The sequence below is a fragment of the Actinomadura formosensis NBRC 14204 genome (genome assembly GCF_001552155.1).
Taxonomy (GTDB): Bacteria; Actinomycetota; Actinomycetes; order Streptosporangiales; family Streptosporangiaceae; genus Spirillospora; species Spirillospora formosensis.
This window is the reverse complement of the sequence record NZ_BCQQ01000023.1, coordinates 1-17,158: the sequence shown is the minus strand read 5'-3', so window position 1 is coordinate 17,158 and position 17,158 is coordinate 1. Positions and strand designations below refer to the sequence as shown.

At 73.1% G+C, this 17,158-nt stretch carries 7 protein-coding genes; 5 read left to right on the top strand and 2 right to left on the bottom strand.

Annotated features, from left to right (window positions below; genetic code table 11):
- Nucleotides 1-38 precede the first annotated feature (38 nt).
- Nucleotides 39-521 carry a hypothetical protein gene (locus AF1_RS08540; RefSeq protein WP_067794745.1) on the bottom strand — a complete coding sequence of 161 codons (483 nt, stop codon included), beginning with the start codon at nt 519-521 and terminating at the stop codon, nt 39-41.
- Nucleotides 518-1,042, bottom strand: a complete 525-nt coding sequence (locus AF1_RS08535; RefSeq protein WP_067794742.1) for an RNA polymerase sigma factor — start codon at nt 1,040-1,042, stop codon at nt 518-520. Before AF1_RS08535 ends, AF1_RS08540 begins: the two co-directional genes overlap by 4 nt.
- Nucleotides 1,043-1,741: 699 nt before the next feature.
- Here AF1_RS08535 and AF1_RS08530 point away from each other — a divergent pair.
- The 5 genes from AF1_RS08530 to AF1_RS36200 form a co-directional block, all read left to right on the top strand.
- Nucleotides 1,742-2,761 carry a Gfo/Idh/MocA family protein gene (locus AF1_RS08530; protein ID WP_067794739.1) on the top strand — a complete coding sequence of 340 codons (1,020 nt, stop codon included), beginning with the start codon at nt 1,742-1,744 and terminating at the stop codon, nt 2,759-2,761.
- Nucleotides 2,762-2,843: 82 nt separating this feature from the next.
- Nucleotides 2,844-3,848 (top strand): Gfo/Idh/MocA family protein, encoded by a 1,005-nt coding sequence (locus AF1_RS08525; RefSeq protein ID WP_067794736.1) that lies wholly within the window; start codon nt 2,844-2,846, stop codon nt 3,846-3,848.
- 192 nt (nt 3,849-4,040) lie between these two features.
- Nucleotides 4,041-4,259, top strand: a complete 219-nt coding sequence (locus AF1_RS08520) for a DUF5988 family protein (protein ID WP_067794853.1) — start codon at nt 4,041-4,043, stop codon at nt 4,257-4,259.
- A gap of 44 nt (nt 4,260-4,303) precedes the next feature.
- A complete protein-coding gene (locus AF1_RS08515; RefSeq protein ID WP_067794733.1) occupies nt 4,304-5,497 on the top strand; it encodes a cytochrome P450 in 1,194 nt (397 codons plus the stop codon).
- A 40-nt stretch (nt 5,498-5,537) separates the two neighbouring features.
- Nucleotides 5,538-17,158 (top strand): type I polyketide synthase (locus AF1_RS36200; RefSeq protein ID WP_255218790.1); only part of this gene is annotated, 11,621 nt, incomplete at its 3' end.

The following is a 17,158-nucleotide window of genomic DNA, read 5'->3' as shown; positions in this document are numbered from 1 at the left end:
TCGGAGGGGCGGCGGGGAGTGCGGATGCCGGGTCGCCGTTATCGCGGGCCGGATCCGGTGAGCTCCGCCTTCCGGCGCAGCAGGGCGGCGCGGTGCGAGTGGGCCCGGACGGTGAGCAGCACGGCGACGGCGACGATGATCGCGCTCACCACCAGGGCGGTGATCAGGCCCCGTTCCCGGACGGCTGCCAGCGTGATCGTGATGGTTCCGGTGAGCAGCGCGGCGGTCAGGCCGAGCCACGCGCCGACCACCCGGTCCAGTGCGAACAGCGGGGCGCGCCGTGCGGTCAACCAGATGCCGTAGCCGGTCCAGGCCAGGCACACCAGGATGAGCAGAGCGAACGACAGCCGGGTGCGGTCTGGAAGCGATCCCGGCTCGGTGACCCACAACACCGTGGTGAAGACCGCTCCGGTCAGCCCGGCCAGCAACGCCCCGATGCCGCGCAGCCGCCGCCTGCGCGACAGCATCGGGGCCAGTCGCTCCAGCATCTCCTCCGCGGACATGCGCGGTTCGTCGTTCATGGCTGACATCCCTTCTCGGCTAGGTGCTCGCGCAGCAGGCGGCGCGCGCGATACAGGCGGGACTTGACCGTGCCGGCCGGGACCTCGCAGATCTGCGCGCAGTCCGCGATCGACAGATCCTCCAGGTAGAACAGGATGAGAATCTCCCGCTCCAGCGTCGGCAGGCTCGCCAGTGCGGCGATCAGGTCGGTCCGGTCCGCGACTTCCTCGGCCAGATCCTCGGTGGGCGTCTCAGTGGCCCCGCCGGGTGTTTCGGTGACCGTGTACTCGCGGCGGAGGCGGTCCAGCACGGTACGCCGGGCGATGGTGAACAGCCATGGCGCGAACCGGCTGGGATCGGCCAGCCGGGGCAGGCTGCGAAGCACCGCCACCCAGATTTCCTGGACCACGTCGTCCGCTCGCTCGGCATCCAGCATCCGCCGGACGAACGTCCACACTGGGACGTGCCAGAGGCCCACCAATTCGGTGAAGGCCTCCCGCTCTCCGAGCTGGCAGCGAACCACCAGCAACTCATCGTTCATGTCGTCCTCCCGTCCTCTGCACAGTCGCGGAACAGGGCCATCGGGTTCACACCGCCGCGGATCTGGAACCGGACGAGAAGCAGGTCGCTGGAGACCTGTACCGCCGCAGCCTGTTCCGGATGTTCCTGACGGGTGATGGGGGAGACGCCTCCAGGAACGGTCAGGGGGCGTCCAGCACCGCGCGACTCCGGGCTTCCGGGCGCTGAGGAGCCCGGCGATGACCGAGAACGACGGTGCGCAGGGATCGCAGCGGCCGTCGCCGGAGGAGGAGGGGCCGGCGACGATCCTCGAATCGTCCGGCTCTTCGCCGGCATGACTCACAGTGCCCATGGGCGTCTCTTCATGGAGCGCGTTCTCCGTGACCAGGGGGTGCTGACACCCTCCTCTATCCCGAAGCCCGCACCCCGGTTGCACCCGTCCGCCGCGCGTTCATGAAGACATCCTGTGACCTGCCGGATCTCGTCCAGCACCGCCATGGACGTGACCCGAGGCGCACCAGGCTCAGCACCTGGCGGAGATTACCCATGTTAGTGATGGCAGCGACGAGCGGTGCGGGTGAAACTGATCAGGCTTCGGACGTGTAGGGCGTCGGCGGCCATGCCGGGACTGACACTCCCTGTCGGCTATTCACAGTCGTAGTAGGTGAGGAAATGTTCAAGAGCCTGCGTGCTTTGCGGGTCTGGGGAGGGGTGGAGTGCCATGCGGCGGCTTGAGGTGGCGCTGATCGGTGCGGGACTGATAGCGCGTTTGCATGTGGAGGCGTGGATCGGTGCCGGGGCGTCCGTTCGGGTGTACTCCGATGATGGCCGGGCTGCGGATCTGGCGCATGAGTTCGGTGTTAAGGCCGTCGGTTCTCTGGATGAGGCGCTGGACGGCGCGGATGCGGTGGATATCTGCACCCCGACGAACAGTCATCATGAAATAGCCATGGCCGCCATTGCCGCGGGTGCGGGGGTGGTGTGTGAGAAGCCGCTGGCCGCGAGCGTCGCGGAGGCCGAGGAGATCGTTGCCGCCGCGGAGCGGGCTGGTGTGCGGCTTTATCCGGCCCATGATGTGCGTTACGGCCCGGCGTTCGCCCGGCTTCACGAGTTGGTGGCGGCGGGTCGGCTGGGTGCGGGCGCGGTCGCCCGGTTCGCCGTGAGCGGTTATCATCCGCGGCCCTGGACGGGGCATATGTCCGCGCGGTCGGGCGGAATTCTGACCGATCAGATGCTGCACGGCGTTGACCTTGCTTATTGGATCTTCGGGGATGTGGTGCGGGTGCACGCCTATTACCAGGGGGAAATCGCCGCACCGGCCCCGGAGGGGACCGTCGCGGTCGGGACCGCCCTTCTCACGCATGCCACCGGTGCGCTCAGTCAGATCGTGAGCCGATGGACGGCGACGCCGCACCCGCCCGTTCGCATCGCCTTTCATGTCTCGGGTACGGGCGGGACGGTGCGCCATGACTCTGAGTGGCCTCAGGAGGTCCAGGTCACCGGTGACGCGGCCGGGAGCATCGGGAGATTCGGATACGTGGGGGAATTGCCGTTCGTCTCCGAGATCCGGGAGTTCGCTCAGGCGTTTTCGGGTGGCCCCGAGCCGCGTCTGGGGCCCCGGGACGCGCTGGCCGCCGTGCGCATCACCCAGGCCGCGGCGGAGTCCGCATGGACGGGGCGTGCGGTGGAGTTGCCGGTCGAGGAGGCCGGCCTCCTGAGCCATCGAGGGCAGCCGGCATGAGTTCCGTCCCTGCCTCACCCGCACCACCCGGTGGTCCCGCTCGCACGGGACCCTCGGGACACCTTCAGAAAGGCGGGGCCGCATGAAGGTCGCCGTGTTGTCGTTCGCCCACGAGCGTGCCGCGACCTACGCTCGGTTGCTGCGCGACATGCCCGGGGTGGAGGTGGTCATTGCCGACCCCGATGGTTCGCCGGATGATCCGGCGCGGGGCCAGGCCGTGGCCCGGCGGCTCGGCGCGGCATATGCGGGCGGCTGGGACGAGGTGTTCGCGCCAGGTCTCCAGGCCGTGGTGGTCACCAGCGAGATCGCCCGCCGGCGGGAGTTGGCCGAGCGGGCGGCCCAGGTCGGGGCACAGGTGTTGTGCGAGCCGCCGCTGGCGGCCACGGAAGCGGACGCTCAGGCGATGGCGGGCGCCTGTGCGGATGCGGGGGTGCGGCTGACCGCGGCGTCCCCGGTCTGCTTCAGCCCGGCGTTCACCGCTGTGCGCGAAGCGATCGCCGCCGGTGATGTCATCGGCAGGCTGACGACCATCCACGGGGCCTGCAACAACCCGGGGCGGGCCCGGCCGGGTTCCCCGCCGGCGACCGGGGAGGCGGCGGCGGACGGCGCGCTGGACGCCAACGCGGCGTTCCTGCTGGACATGGTGGACGCGGTGCTCGGCGGGGAGCCGGCGGAGCAGGTGTACGCACAGTCCAACGGCGTCCTTGGCGCGGAGCCGGGCGTTGCGAGCGCGGCACTGGTCACCGTGCGTTATCCGAGCGGGGTGGTCGCGGCCATCGACTGCAGCTGGAGCCCGTCAGCGAGCCGGCCGGCAGCGGGCGGACCGACCATGACCTTCATCGGCGAGCGGGCGAGTGCGGAGTTCAATTCCTGCCCGCGGCTGCTCGGCGGATTCGACTCCGCCACCGCCGGTGAACGGTGGGAACCGGGCGGGGCCGACCTGTATTCGGTCATGCTCAATGAGTTCATCGCCGCGGTCGGTAATGGGCACGAAGTAGGCCCGGATGGTGCAGCCGGGGTGCGTGCGCTGCGGGTCATCCAGGCGGCCCGAAAATCGGCGCGCACCAGCCGTCCCGTCGATATCTGATGATGATCCCGGCTCGGTCTTAGTCCTACCAGCCTGAGGGATGCCGGGTAGTCGCGGCTCGTCTAGCCTGGTTTATGAATAAGCGATTCGCAAACCGGCTGATCGTATCTCCTGCATGTGAAGCCAACTATTCCGGAATGGTCATGCCGCGCCTGTGCACCGGGCGGAATGGCCCGGCGAGAGTTGAGGATCATGGTGAGTGTCGCGCAAGTGAAAATCATGCTGAGCGGCGGTCCGGTCGAGCTGGCTACGGTGGACCGCAGGGTCCCGGTGGCGGAGTTGGGCCGAACGCTCAAGATCTGCTACCGAGCCGGGTACGAGCATTTCGTTCACGACGGGGAATACCAGACGATAGACGGATGCGAGGTCGCGGTCTTCCACTGGACGAATCGCACGAAGATCGCCGAGTGATTCCCTTCGCCCGCCCGCCCGTTGTCCCGAGTGAGAAGGATTCCATGAACGACGCCATTTCCTTCGAGGTGCCGTGGGCGCGGACCGACAAGTTCGACCCTCCTTCGGTATTCGCTTCGCTGCGCGAAGAACGCCCCCTCGCGAGGATGGTTTACCCGGACGGACACGTGGGCTGGATCGTCTCCAGCTACGCGTTGGTGCGCGAGGTCCTCAGTGACCCGCGGTTCAGCCACAGCTGCGAAATCGGTCATTTTCCGGTGACGCACCAGGGGGAGGTGATACCGACCCATCCGAAGATTCCCGGGATGTTCATCCATATGGACCCGCCCGATCACACCCGGTACCGCCGTCTGCTGGCGGGTGAGTTCACCGTCCGCCGGGCGAGCCGGCTGACATCGCGCGTCGAGGCCGTGGCCGCCGAGCAGATCGGCGTCATGCGTGAGCACGGGGCTCCGGTGGATCTGGTGGCGACCTTCGCCAAACCGCTCGTCCTGAGGGTGCTGTCCGAGATGGTCGGCCTGCCCTACGCCGAACGTGACCGGTACGTACACGCAGTGGCTCTCCTGCACGACCCGGACGCGTCCCCGGAAGAGGCCGCCGCCGCTTACGAGCAGGCAGGCGCCTTCTTCGACGAGGTCATCGAGAGGAGGCGGAAGCAACCTGAGGACGACCTCGTCAGCCGCCTCGCCGCCGACGGGCAACTGACCACCGAAGAGCTGCGCAACATCGTCACCCTTCTGCTGTTCGCGGGCTACGAGACCACGGAGAGCGCGCTGGCCGTGGGTGTCTTCGCGCTGCTGCACCACGCGGACCAGCTGGCGGCGCTCCGCGCGGACCCGGCGAAACTCAACGCCGCGGTCGAGGAACTACTCCGCTACCTCACCGTCAACCAGTACCACACCTACCGCACCGCGTTGGAGGACCTCGAACTGGACGGTGAGGTGATCAAAAAGGGGGACAGCGTCACGGTGTCGCTGCCCGCGGCCAACCGTGACCCGGCCAAGTTCGAGTGCCCCGACAGGCTGGACATCGCTCGCGACACCTCGGGCCACGTGGCGTTCGGCTTCGGTGTCCACCAGTGCCTCGGCCAGAACCTGGCGCGCATCGAGCTGCGCGCCGGGCTGTCGGCTCTCTTCCGCGCGTTCCCCGGCCTCCGGCTGGCCGTCGCGGCCGATGCGGTGCCGCTGCTGCTCAGAGGATCCGTCTTCGCGGTGAAGAACCTGCCCGTCTCGTGGTGAGCGCTCTCCCCACCGAGTCCCCGAAAGGATCCGCGGCATAGTGCGCACCGACCTCATCAAGCCGCTGCCTGCCGTACTCCAGGAGAACGCGGCCCGCTTTCCCGGCAAGGTGGCTTTCGCGGACGACCGGCGGGCGGTCACCTATGCGGACCTGGAGGCGCGGACGCGCAGGCTGGCCGGGCATCTGGCGGGCCTCGGCGTCCGGCACGGAGACCGGGTGGCCATCTGCCTGGGCAACACGGTGTCCACCGTAGAGGCTTATCTCGCGATCGTGCGCGCGGGCGGTGTCGGGGTGCCGCTCAACCCCGCCTCGGCCCGTGCCGAGCTGGAGTACCTGCTGGCCGACAGCGGCGCCACGGTGGTCATCACCGATGCCGCGCAGGCGGAGCGGCTCCAGCCCGCGCCGCACCTCACGCTGGTGGTGACGGGCGATGCCCCGGTGCGGGTGGGAGCCCACTCCTACGACGAACTCGCCGCCGGTGAGCCGGACACGCCGGCCAGGGACGACCTCGGCCTCGACGACGTGGCCTGGATGTTCTACACGTCGGGGACGACCGGCCGGCCCAAGGGCGTCCTGTCGACGCAGCGCAACTGCCTCTGGTCCGTCGCCTCCAGCTATGTGCCGATTCCGGGGCTGACGGACCGGGACCGGGTGCTCTGGCCTCTCCCGCTGTTCCACAGCCTCTCGCACATCGCGTGCGTCCTCTCCGTCACCGTGGTCGGCGCCACCGCCCGGATCATGGACGGGAGTTCAGCGGAGGACGTGATCAGGGCGCTCCGCGAGGACGAGCCGACCTTCCTGGCCGGTGTTCCCACGACGTACCACCGCCTGGTGGCGGCCGCCCGGCGGAACGGTTTCTCCGCGCCCCGCCTGCGGATCGGCCTGGTCGGGGGAGCGGTCACCGGGCCCGGGCTGCGCCGGGAGTTCGAGGAGACCTTCGGGGTCCCGCTGGTCGATGCCTATGGCAGCACCGAGACGTGCGGGGCCATCACCATGAACCCGCCGGACGGTGCCCGGGTCGACGGGTCCTGCGGCCTGCCCGTGCCGGGTGTCGGGGTGCGCGTCGTCGATCCGGGCACCGGGCTCGACGTTCCCGCCGGCGAGGAGGGGGAGGTCTGGGTCAGCGGGCCGAACGTGATGGTCGGCTACCACAACAGCCCGGAGGCGACCGCCGCGGCGCTGCGGGACGGCTGGTACCGGACCGGCGACCTGGCCCGGTGCGACGACGCCGGCTACTTCACCATTCGCGGCCGGATCAACGAGCTCATCATCCGCGGTGGGGAGAACATCCACCCCACGGAGGTGGAGGCGGTCCTGCGCACGGTCCCGGGCGTCGCCGATGTGGCGGTGGCCGGTGCGCCGCACGACATGCTCGGCGAAGTGCCGGTCGCGTATGTGATCCCCGGCCCCTCCGGGTTCGACGTCCAGGCCCTGATGACCCGGTGCCGCGAGGAACTCTCCGCCTACAAGGCGCCCGAGCAGGTCCACGAGGTCGCGAGCATCCCCCGGACCACGTCGGGCAAGGTCCAGCGGCGTCTCCTGGCGGACCGGCCGAGCCGGCTGCGGTACGCGGCGAGCGGGCACCACGACGCGCTGATGACCGTGGATTGGGTTCCGGTGACGGCACCGGCGGACCCCGCGCCCCCGGTCCGGAGCTGGGCGGTGGTCGGTTCCGCGGCCGGACTCGTCACCGCGCTGCGCGCGGGCGGCGCCGAGGTACGGCAGTACCCGGACCTGGCGGCGGCGGCCGGGGCCGAGGCGGTTGCGGACGTGACGGTCCTGGTCCGGCCGCCCGGACCCGCGCACGACCCGGTCGCCGCGGGACGCGACAACGCCCGTCTCCTGGCGGAGCACGTGCGCGCCTCGGCGGCGCGGCCGGAACCGGCGGCTTCCCGGCTGGTCGTCCTCACCCGCGCCGCGGTCGCGGCCACCGCGACGGACGGCGCCCAGAACCTGGCCGACGCTCCGCTCTGGGCCGTCGCCCGGTCCTTCCCGGACGCTCCGCTCACCGTCCTCGATCTCGACGGCGGCGCCGAACCGGGCCCCGGCACCCTGATGGCCGCGATCGCGTCGAACGAGCCGCAGGTCGCGGTGCGGTCGGGGGCACTGCTGGCGCCCCGGCTGACCCGCCTGCCCGTCACCGGCGCGCCGCGGGCGGAGTCGTGGCCGGGTGCCGCCGGCACGGTGGTGGTCACCGGAGCGGACACCGGGCACGGCGCGGCGATCGCACGCCGGCTGGCCACGGTCCACAACGCGGCGCACCTGGTCCTCGTCGGTCCGCCCGGCACCGAACCCGCCTTCACCGGGGCGGACGCCGCCTGGGTGACCGCGGACGGCCGGGACCCGGAGCCGCTGCGGGCCGCGTTGGCCGGCCCGCGGCTCCCGGTGACCGCGGTGGTGCACGCCGCCGACGATCCCGGACTGGCCCTGCACCTGGATGAGATGACCGCCGGCGACGGGCCTTCCACCTTCGTCGTGGTGTCCGATGCCGCGGGGCTGCTGGGGTCACCCGGCGACCACCATGCGGCCGTCAACGGCGTCCTGTCCGAAGCGGTGGTGCGGAACCGCCGGCTGCGGAACCTGCCGGCCTCCTTCCTCGGCTGGCCCCGCGCCACCGGCCGGCTGAGCGACCTGCTCGCCGCGCTCGACCTCGCCGTCACGACGGACCGCTCGCCGCTGCTGGCCCTGAGGGCGGGTACACCGGCCCCGGGCACCCCCGTTCCCGCGATCCTCAAAGCCCTGGCCGGGACGCCGTCCCGGCAGAGCAGGCCGGACGCGGCCGTCACGGCGGCCCTGCGTGACCGGCTGGCCGGTCTGGAGGAGCGCGCGCAGCGGACACTGCTGGAAGACCTGGTCCGCACGCAGGCCGCCGTTGTGCTGCGGCAGCCGGGACCCGAGGCGGTCCCGGCCGACCGCGCCTTCCACGACCTGGGCTTCAGCTCGATGGCCGTCGTCGAACTGCGCGACCGGCTGACGGAGAGCACCGGGCTGCGGCTGCCCACCACCGCCGTCTTCGACCACCCCACTCCGGCGGCGCTGGCGTCCTGCCTGCGGACCGAGGTCCTCGGTGTCACCGGATCGGTGACCGGGCCGGTCACGGCGGCCGACCCCGGCGAACCGATCGCGATCGTGGGCATGGCCTGCCGGCTGCCCGGCGGGGTGGCGGGACCGGAGGACCTGTGGAAGCTGGTGGCCGGCGGGGTCGACGCCGTCTCCGGGTTCCCCGACGACCGGGGCTGGGACCTGGAGGGCCTGTTCGACCCCGATCCCGATCGCGCGGGCACCTCGTACACGCGTCAGGGCGGCTTCCTGCGCGGGGCCGGGCTGTTCGACGCGGGGTTCTTCGGTATCTCGCCGCGTGAGGCGCTGGCGATGGACCCGCAGCAGCGGTTGCTGCTGGAGACCTCCTGGGAAGCGCTGGAACGATCCGGCATCGACCCGCTCTCGTTGAAGGGAACCGAGGTCGGGGTGTTCTCCGGCGTGTTCGGTCACGGCTACGGGGGCGGCGTGGTCGCGCCGGAACTGGAAGGTTTCGCGACCACCGGGTCGGCGTCGAGCGTGGCGTCGGGCCGGGTGTCCTACGTGTTCGGTTTCGAGGGCCCGGCGGTCACGGTGGACACGGCGTGCTCGTCGTCGCTGGTGGCCATTCACCTCGCCGCGCAGGCGCTGCGGCAGGGCGAGTGCTCGATGGCGCTGGCCGGCGGCGCGACGGTCATGGCGACACCCGGCACCTTCGTGGAGTTCTCCCGGCAGCGGGCTCTTGCCCCCGACGGTCGGTGCAAGGCGTTTTCGGCGACGGCCGACGGGACCGGCTGGGCCGAGGGCGCGGGCGTGGTCGTGCTGGAGCGGCTGTCGGTGGCGCGGGAGCGCGGGCACCGGATCTTGGCGGTGTTGCGCGGCAGCGCGGTGAACCAGGACGGCGCGTCCAACGGCCTGACGGCGCCGAACGGTCTGTCGCAGCAGCGGGTGATCCGCAGGGCACTCGGCGCCGCGGGCCTGGCGCCGTCCGATGTGGACGCGGTGGAGGCGCACGGAACGGGGACACCGCTGGGCGATCCGATCGAGGCGCGGGCGCTGCTCGCCACCTATGGGCAGCGGGACCCCGGGAAGCCGTTGTGGCTGGGGTCGCTGAAGTCGAACATCGGGCACGCGCAGGCCGCGGCCGGTGTGGCCGGTGTGATCAAGATGGTGCAGGCGCTGCGGCACGGCGTACTTCCGGCGACGCTGCACGTGGACGGGCCCACGACCGAGGTGGATTGGTCCGCGGGCGCCGTGGAGTTGCTGACGGAGGCCCGTGAGTGGCCCCGGAACGGCCGTCCGCGCCGGGCCGGTGTGTCCTCGTTCGGGGTCAGCGGCACGAACGCGCATGTGATCCTGGAGGAGGCGCCCGAGGAGCCGGCCGCCGAAGAGGCGGCGCCCGCGGGTGTGGCGCCGGCGGGTGTGGCGCCGGCGGGTGTGGTGCCGCTGGTGGTGTCGGCGCGGAGCGCCGGGTCGCTGGCGGGACAGGCCGGTCGGCTGGCGGCGTCCATCGGGGATTCCGGTGAGACCCCGCCGGCGGATGTGGCCGGGGCGCTGGTGGCGCGCCGGGCGGTGATGGACGAGCGGGCCGTCGTGGTGGCGGGTTCCCGCGAGGAGGCGCTGACCGGCCTGGGCGCCCTGGCGCGCGGTGAGCCCGCGCCCGGTCTCGTCGCGGGCGGTGCGGACGTGCCGGGCAAGCTGGTGTGGGTGTTCCCGGGCCAGGGGACGCAGTGGGCCGGGATGGGCCGGGAACTGCTCGGCTCGTCCCCGGTGTTCGCCGAACGGATCGCGGAGTGCGCCGCCGCGTTGGACCGGTGGGTCGACTGGTCCCTGGTGGACGTGTTGCGCGGCGACGCCGAGCCCGAGCTGATGGACCGGGTCGACGTGCTGCAGCCCGCCACCTTCGCGGTCATGGTCGGTCTCGCGGCGGTGTGGTCGTCGGTGGGTGTGCGGCCCGACGCCGTGGTGGGCCATTCCCAGGGTGAGATCGCGGCGGCGTGTGCGGCCGGTGCGTTGTCGCTGGAGGACGCGGCGCGGGTGGTGGCGTTGCGCAGCCAGGCCATCGCGGCCCGGTTGTCCGGCCGCGGCGGCATGGCCTCCGTCGCGCTCGCGGAAGAAGACGCGGTCGCCCGGTTGACGCCCTGGGCGGGCCGGGTGGAGGTCGCGGCGGTCAACGGGCCGTCCTCGGTGGTGATCGCCGGGGACGCGCAGGCGCTGGACGAGGCTCTGGAGGCGTTGTCGGGCCAGGGTGTCCGGGTGCGGCGGGTGGCGGTGGACTACGCCTCGCACACCCGGCACGTGGAAGACGTCCACGACACGCTTGCCGAATCACTGGCCGGGATCAGCGCGCTGGCGCCGGCGGTGCCGTTCTACTCCACCGTCACCGGTGACTGGATCCGGGACGCCGGTGCCGTCGACGGCGGGTACTGGTACCGGAACCTGCGCAACCAGGTGGGTTTCGGCCCCGCGGTCGCGGACCTGATCGAGCGTGGGCACGGCGTGTTCGTGGAGATCAGTGCCCACCCGGTGCTGGTCCAGCCGATCACCGAGATCACCGGGACCGCCGACGTGGTGGTGACCGGCTCGCTGCGGCGTGACGACGGCGGTATGCGGCGGCTGCTGACCTCGATCGCCGAGCTGTTCGTGCGGGGCGTCACCGTCGACTGGGCCGAGGTGCTGCCGCCCGCGTCCGGGTGGGTGGATCTGCCGACCTACGCCTTCGACCACCGTCACTACTGGCTCCAGCCGGCCCGGCCGGCGGCGGATGCCGCGTCGCTGGGACAGGCGGCGGCTGACCACCCGTTGCTGGGCGCGGTCGTCAGCCTGCCCGGCTCGGCCGGATTCACGGCCACGTCGAGGTGGTCACCGCAGTCGCAGCCCTGGCTCGCGGACCACCTCGTGGCCGATGCCGTCCCGGTACCGAACGCGGCCCTGGTCGAGGTGGCCGTCCGGCTCGGCGACCTGGCCGCCACCCCCGTCCTCGACGAACTGACCGTCGAGGCGCCCGTGGTGCTGCCACAGCGAGGCGGCCGCGACATCCAGGCCGTCGTCGGCGAGCCCGACGACGCGCGGCGGCGGTCCGTGGAGATCTACTCCCGCGCCGCGGACGCCCCTCTGGACGCACCATGGACGAGCCACGCGCACGGCACGCTGGCGCCCGCCGCCTCGCAGGTGACACGTCCGGGCGCCGGGGCCGCCACCGAAGTCGGCCTGGACGGCGCCGCTCTCCGCGACGCCGACCGCTACGGGATGCACCCCGCCCTGCTCGACGCCGCCGTCCGCACCGTCGTCCCCGGCGACATGCTCCCGTCCGTGTGGACCGGGGTGACCCTTCTGGCATCGGGCGCCACCGCGCTGCGCGTGCGACCGGGCGCGACGTCGGAGCGGGGGACCGGGCTGGCGCTGACCGACACCGCGGGGCGACCCGTCATGACCGTCGACGCGGTCCTCGGCACACCGTTCTCCCCCGAACAGGCGGGGATCGCCGGCGCGTCGCCGCACGATGCCCTGTTCCGTGTCGACTGGACGGAACTGCCGCTCCCCGCCGCGGACCGCGCCCTCGACATCGTGCCCGTCGCGACCGGCGCGGACGTCGCCGCGTCGGCCGCGGCGGCTCCCGACTTCCTGCTGTACGAGGCCATCGCCGGGGATCCCCGCGCGTCGGTCAACGCCGCGCTGGCACTGCTCCAGGCGTGGCTCGCGGAACCGGCCCTGGCGGACACCCGGCTGGCCGTCGTCACCGGGGACTGCGCCGAACTCGACGCGGCCGCGGTGTGGGGCCTGGTGCGCTCGGCGCAGTCGGAGCACCCGGGCCGGATAGTGCTGGCCGACCTCGACGACGCCTCCCGGCCCGTGCTGCCCGCCGTGCTGCTGAGCGGCGAACCGCAGCTGAGGGTGCGCGGCGGCGCCGCGGCGGTGCCGCGCCTGGCACGCGTCTCGCCCGAGGACGCGGGGGACCGCCGCCCGCTCGACCCCCGTGGCACCGTGCTGATCACCGGTGGCACCGGAACACTCGGCGCGGCCACGGCCCGGCATCTCGTCACCGCGCACGGCATCAGGCACCTGGTCCTGGTCAGCCGCCGCGGCCATGCCCCGGACCTCCACGACGAGCTGACCGCCATGGGAGCGTCCGTCACCATCGCCGCCTGCGACACGGCGGACCGGATCCGGCTGGAGGCCGTCCTGGCCGCCGTCCCGGCCGAGCACCCGCTCACCGCCGTGGTGCACACCGCCGGTGTCCTCGACGACGGGGTGCTCACCGAGCTGAGCCCGGAACGTGTCGACACCGTGCTGCGGCCGAAGGTGGACGCGGCGCTCCACCTGGACGAACTCACCCGCGACCTGGACCTCGCCGCGTTCGTGCTGTTCTCCTCGGCGGCAGGCGTGCTGGGCAACCCGGGGCAGGCCGGCTACGCCGCGGCCAACACCGCGCTCGACGCGGTGGCCCGCCGGCGGCACCGTCTCGGGCTGCCGGCCGTCTCGCTCGCCTGGGGCCACTGGTCGACGGCCAGCGCCATGACCCGGCACCTGGGCGCCGCGGACCTGCGGCGCAACCAGCGGACGGGCATGGCCGGTCTCTCCACCGCCGAAGGCATGGCCATCCTGGACGCCGCCCTCGGCGCCTCCGGCACGTTCGTGGCGGCGAAGCTCGACCTGCTCGCCCTGCGCGCGACCGCGGCCGCCGGCGAACCGGTCCCGCCGCTGCTGCGCGGTCTCGTCCCGGCGCCGCGACCCGCGGCACGGGCGGCCGTGTCCGCGCCCCTGGCGGACCGCCTCGCCGGCCTCACCGGCCCCGAGCAGGCCGAGGCCGTACTCGCCCTGGTGCGGCGGCACGCCGCCGAGGTGCTCGGGCACACCGCCGACGCCGTCCACCCCGGCCGGACCTTCAAGGACGCCGGGTTCGACTCGCTGACCGCCCTGGAGCTGCGCAACCGGCTGGCCGCCGCGACCGGGCTCCCCCTCTCCCCGACAATGATCTTCGACTATCCGAAGCCGTCGGCGCTCGCCGAGCACCTGCGCGCCGTGCTCGCCGGCGGCACGGCGCACCGTCCGGCCGGCCCCGGCGGCCCCGCCGCGCCGGCCGGCGAGCCGATCGCGATCGTGGCGATGGCGTGCCGCTTCCCGGCCGGCGTGCACAGCCCGGAGGACCTGTGGCGGGTGGTGGCCGACGGGGTCGACGCCGTCACCGAGTTCCCGGCCGACCGCGGTTGGGACACAGGCGGGCTCTTCCACCCCGACCCCGACCACGAGGGCACCACCTACGTGCGGCACGGCGCCTTCCTCGACGACGCCGCCGGGTTCGACGCCGCCTTCTTCGGCATCTCGCCGAACGAGGCGCTCGCGATGGACCCGCAGCAGCGGCTGCTGCTGGAGACGTCCTGGGAGGCGTTCGAACGGGCGGCGATCGACCCGACCACGCTCGCCGGGCAGGACGTCGGCGTCTTCGCCGGCGTCAACAGCCACGACTACAGCATGCGGATGCACCGGGCGTCCGGCGTCGAGGGCTTCCGGCTCACCGGCGGCTCGGGCAGCGTCGTCTCCGGGCGCGTCGCCTACCACTTCGGCTTCGAGGGCCCCGCCATCACGGTCGACACCGCCTGCTCCTCCTCGCTGGTGGCGCTGCACATGGCGGCGCAGGCGCTGAACCGGGGCGAGTGCTCCATGGCGCTGGCGGGCGGCGTGATGGTGATGGGCACCGTGGAGACCTTCGTGGAGTTCTCCCGGCAGCGCGGGCTCGCGCCCGACGGCCGGTGCAAGGCGTTCGCGGACGGCGCCGACGGCACCGGCTGGTCCGAGGGCGTGGGGCTGCTGCTGGTGGAGCGGCTGTCCGACGCCCGCCGCCGGGGCCACCGGGTGCTGGCGGTGGTCCGCGGGTCGGCGGTGAACCAGGACGGTGCGTCGAATGGGCTGACGGCGCCGAACGGCCCGGCGCAGCAGCGGGTGATCCGCAGGGCACTGGCCGACGCCGGCCTGCGCGCGGCGGACGTGGACGCCGTGGAGGCACACGGCACCGGCACGACGCTCGGCGACCCGATCGAGGCGCAGGCGCTCCTGGCGACCTACGGCCAGGGCCGGCCGGCCGACCGGCCGATGTGGCTGGGGTCGGTGAAGTCGAACATCGGGCACACGCAGGCGGCGGCGGGCGCGGCGGGCGTGATCAAGATGGTTATGGCCATGCGGCACGGCGTGCTGCCCCGGACGCTGCACGTGGACCGCCCGTCGTCCAAGGTGGACTGGTCGGCGGGCGCCGTGGCGCTGCTGACCGAGGCCCGCGACTGGCCGGAGACGGGCCGGCCCCGCCGGGCGGCCGTGTCGTCCTTCGGCATCGGCGGTACCAACGCGCACGTCATCCTGGAAGCGGCTCCCGACGAGCCGGCGGCCCCCACGCCGGAGCCCGCGCCGGAGCCGGCGGGTGTCCCCGTCCCGGTGCTCGTGTCGGGGCGGACGCCGGCCGGACTGCGCGGCCAGGCCGGCCGGCTCGCACGGTTCCTCGGCGACCGGCCCGACGTGCGCCTCGCCGACGCCGCCCACGCGCTCGCCACCGAGCGGGCCCACCTCGACGACCGCGCCGTGGTCGTGGCGTCCGACCGGCGCCGGGCCCGTGCGGACCTGACCGCTTTCGAGAGCGGGGAGGCGAGCCCTTCGGTCGTGTCCGGCACTCCGGTGCCGGGCAAGCTGGCGATTCTCTTCACCGGTCAGGGCAGCCAGTGGGCCGGCATGGGCCGCGAACTCGCCGAGACGTTCCCGGTCTTCCGGGACGCGTTCGCCGCCGCGTGCGCGGCCGTGGACGAGCACCTGCGGGGGTACGCGGCACATCCGCTGCGCGATGTGGTGTCCGCGCCGGACGGCGACCTGCTCGACCAGACCATGTACACACAGGGCGCCCTGTTCGCCCTGGAGACCGCGCTGTTCCGGCTGTTCGAGTCGTGGGGCGTGCGACCGGACCTCCTGGCGGGCCACTCGATCGGTGAGATCACCGCCGCCCACGTCTCCGGGGTGCTCGCCCTGGACGAGGCGGCGACGTTGGTCGCGGCACGCGGCCGGTTGATGCAGGGCCTGCCCGAAGGCGGCGCGATGGTCGCGGTCCAGGCGGCCGAGGCCGAGGTGGTGCCGCTGCTCGGCCAGGTGGGCGGTGTGGTCTGCGTCGCGGCGGTGAACGGCCCCGACTCGGTGGTGCTGTCCGGGGCGGAGGACGCGGTGCTGGCCGCCGCCGGCGAGCTGGCCGGCCGTGGCCGTAAGACGCGGAGGCTGCCGGTCGGCCACGCCTTCCACTCGCCGCTCATGGCACCCGTGCTCGACGAGTTCCGCGCCGTCGCGGCCGGCCTGCCGCGCCGGCCCGGCGACCTGCCGATCGTGTCCACGCTGACCGGCCGTCCCGCCGAGGACGGCCGGTTCGGCACCCCCGACTACTGGGTCGATCAGGCGCGGAACGCGGTGCGGTTCGGTGATGCCGTCACCGCGCTGCGCGACAGGGGCGCGACGACGTTCCTCGAACTGGGCCCCGGCGGGGTCCTCGCCGCGATGGCGCTCGGCACGCTGGGCGCGGAGGAGCAGAGCTGCGTCGCCACCCTCCGCAGGAACGGTGCGGAGGCCACCGACGTCATGACCGCGCTCGCGGAACTGCACGTGCGCGGCGTGGCCGTCGACTGGGCGGCCGTGCTCGGCCGGCCGGCCGCGGCGGTCGGGACCGACCTGCCCACCTACGCGTTCCAGCACCGGCGGTACTGGGTGGAGACCGATACGGCGGCGGGCGGCGCGGAGGCGCTCAGCGCCCGGCACCCGCTGCCCGGCACGGTGGCCGAGGAGCCCGGCACCGGCGCACCACCGGTGCCGCTCGCCCGGCGCGCGGTGGCGCGCGGCGACGGGCCGGGCGGGGCGATGGCGGACCGGCTGGCCGGGCTGGCGGCCACCGAACAGCTCCAGATCGTGATGGACCTGGTCCGGGAGAGCACCGCGGTCGTGCTCGGGCACCGCGACTCGGACGGGTTCGGTGAGGAGCGGTCCTTCAAGAGCCTCGGCTTCGACTCCCTCAGCGCGGTCAGGCTGCGCAACCGGCTGCGCGACTTCACCGGCGTGGACCTGCCCAGCACCCTGATCTTCGACTACCCGACCCCCGCGCTCCTCGCGGCCCACCTGCGGGCCGGGCTGATCGGCGAGCGAGCGGCACCACCGGCCGTGGCGGCGCCGGCGGCGGTCTCCGGCGAGCCGATCGCGATCGTCGGGATGAGCACGCGGCTGCCGGGCGGCGCGGACAGTCCCGAGGAGCTGTGGAGGCTGGTGGTGGAGCAGCGGGACGCCGTGTCCGGCTTCCCACTCGACCGCGGCTGGGACGTCGAGGGGCTGTACCACCCGGACCCCGGCCACCCCGGCACCAGCTACACCCGCTCGGGCGGGTTCCTGCACGAGGCCGCGCAGTTCGACGCCGGCCTGTTCGGCATCTCGCCGCGTGAGGCGCTGGCGATGGATCCGCAGCAGCGGCTGCTGCTGGAGACGTCGTGGGAGGCGCTGGAACGGGCGGGCATCGACCCGCTGTCGTTGAAGGGCGCCGACGTCGGAGTGTTCACCGGCATCGTCCACCACGACTACGTCACCCGGCTCCGCAACGTGCCCGAGGACGTCCAGGGCTATCTCATGACCGGCAC

What these genes read in the sequence shown, in the direction of transcription:
- AF1_RS08540 (WP_067794745.1), bottom strand. Translation starts at nt 521, where the DNA reads ATGAACGACGAACCGCGCATGTCCGCGGAGGAGATGCTGGAGCGACTG.
- AF1_RS08535 (WP_067794742.1), bottom strand. Translation starts at nt 1,042, where the DNA reads ATGAACGATGAGTTGCTGGTGGTTCGCTGCCAGCTCGGAGAGCGGGAG.
- AF1_RS08530 (WP_067794739.1), top strand. Translation starts at nt 1,742, where the DNA reads ATGCGGCGGCTTGAGGTGGCGCTGATCGGTGCGGGACTGATAGCGCGT.
- AF1_RS08525 (WP_067794736.1), top strand. Translation starts at nt 2,844, where the DNA reads ATGAAGGTCGCCGTGTTGTCGTTCGCCCACGAGCGTGCCGCGACCTAC.
- AF1_RS08520 (WP_067794853.1), top strand. Translation starts at nt 4,041, where the DNA reads ATGGTGAGTGTCGCGCAAGTGAAAATCATGCTGAGCGGCGGTCCGGTC.
- AF1_RS08515 (WP_067794733.1), top strand. Translation starts at nt 4,304, where the DNA reads ATGAACGACGCCATTTCCTTCGAGGTGCCGTGGGCGCGGACCGACAAG.